2 protein-coding genes and 1 pseudogene are annotated in these 1,682 nt (G+C 71.3%); 1 reads left to right on the plus strand and 2 read right to left on the minus strand.

What is annotated here, in order from left to right; translation table 11 throughout:
- Positions 1-523, plus strand: a 523-nt coding sequence (locus EHS43_RS44025; RefSeq protein WP_185806671.1) for a dihydropteroate synthase, incomplete at its 5' end; no start/stop codon positions are given.
- Between the two features lie 68 nt (positions 524-591).
- On the opposite strand, the gene EHS43_RS44030 is transcribed toward EHS43_RS44025, so the two are convergent.
- Positions 592-1,350, minus strand: coding sequence for a TIGR00730 family Rossman fold protein (locus EHS43_RS44030; RefSeq protein WP_125195993.1), 759 nt, complete (start codon positions 1,348-1,350; stop codon positions 592-594).
- Between the two features lie 111 nt (positions 1,351-1,461).
- A pseudogene (locus EHS43_RS44035) lies at positions 1,462-1,682 on the minus strand (succinyl-diaminopimelate desuccinylase); the annotation flags it as partial.

Consider the following 1,682-nt stretch of genomic DNA (forward strand, 5'->3'; position numbering starts at 1 on the left):
GAACGACGCGTGGGGCGGGGTCGACCCGGGGCTGGCCGAGGTCGCCGCGCGGTACGGCGTGGGGCTCGTGTGCACGCACGCCGGGGGCGCGGAGCCCCGTACGCGGCCGCATCGGGTGACGTACGACGACGTCATGACCGACATCCTGCGGGTGACCGTGGGGCTGGCCGAGCGGGCGGTCGCGCTGGGGGTGCCCCGGGAGTCGGTGCTGATCGATCCCGGGCACGACTTCGGGAAGAACACGCGGCACAGTCTTGAGGCGACCCGGCGGCTGGGCGAGATGGTCGGGACCGGGTGGCCGGTGCTGGTCTCCCTGTCCAACAAGGACTTCGTGGGCGAGACCCTGGACAAGCCGGTGAAGGAACGGGTGGTGGGGACGCTGGCGACCACCGCGGTGTCGGCGTGGCTGGGCGCTCAGGTGTACCGGGTGCACGAAGTGGCGGAGACCCGGCAGGTACTGGACATGGTGGCGTCGATCGCGGGGCACCGGCCTCCGGCGGTCGCGCGTCGGGGGCTGGCGTAAAGGGTTCTCGCCGGAGTTCTCGCCGGAGGGGCTGCGTCACCCCTCCGGCGTTCCGAGCCCCGCAGGGGCTACCGACCCGCCTCCTTGGACACCAGTGCCACCGCCTCGTCCACGTCGTCCGTCACGTGGAACAGGAGCAGGTCCTTCTCCGACGCCTTGCCCTGGGCGACCAGGGTGTTGGTCAGCCAGTCGACCAGTCCGCCCCAGTACTCGCTGCCGAAGAGGACGATCGGGAAGCGGGTGACCTTCTGGGTCTGGACCAGGGTCAGGGCCTCGAAGAGTTCGTCGAGGGTGCCGAGGCCGCCCGGCAGGACCACGAACCCCTGCGCGTACTTCACGAACATCATCTTGCGGACGAAGAAGTAGCGGAAGTTGAGCCCGATGTCGACGTAGGGGTTGAGCCCCTGCTCGAAGGGGAGCTCGATGCCGAGGCCGACGGAGGTGCCACTGGCCTCGCAGGCACCCTTGTTGGCCGCTTCCATGGCGCCGGGGCCGCCGCCGGTGATCACGGCGAAGCCGGCCTCCACCAGGCCCCGGCCGAGCCGCACGCCCGCCTCGTACTCGGGAGAGTCCGCCGGTGTCCGCGCCGAGCCGAACACACTGATCGCGGGCGGGAGTTCGGCGAGGGTGCCGAAGCCCTCGATGAACTCCGACTGGATGCGCAGGACGCGCCAGGGATCGGTGTGGACCCAGTCCGAGGGGCCGCCCGCGTCCAGCAGGCGCTGGTCGGTCGTGCTCGCCGTGACCTGTCCTCGCCTGCGGAGGACGGGCCCCAGGCGCTGCTCCTCCGGCGGCTGGTTCTTGCCCTCGGGGTTCCCGGTAGCCATGTGCGCTCCCTCCGCTTGCCTGGTCTTTCCGCCTCAGCGTAGATCCACGCGGGTTACGGAGGGGGGACGTACGCATGTCCGCCGTGCAGCACCCGCCGGCCCACCGCCTCCTCAGGAGGTCAGCCAGGCCCGCAGTTTCGCCTCCGCCTCGGGGATCAGCGACGCCTTCACCCGCTCGTCCACCTTGTGCGCGAGCAGCGGCTGGCCCGGGCTGTAGTTCACCGCGGGCACGCCCAGCGCGCTGAAGCGGGACACGTCCGTCCAGCCGAACTTGGGGCGGGCGACGCCGCCGACCGCGGCCACGATGTTCGCGAAGCCGGCGAAGCCGATCT

This window comes from Streptomyces sp. RP5T (assembly GCF_003933965.1).
GTDB lineage: Bacteria > Actinomycetota > Actinomycetes > Streptomycetales > Streptomycetaceae > Streptomyces.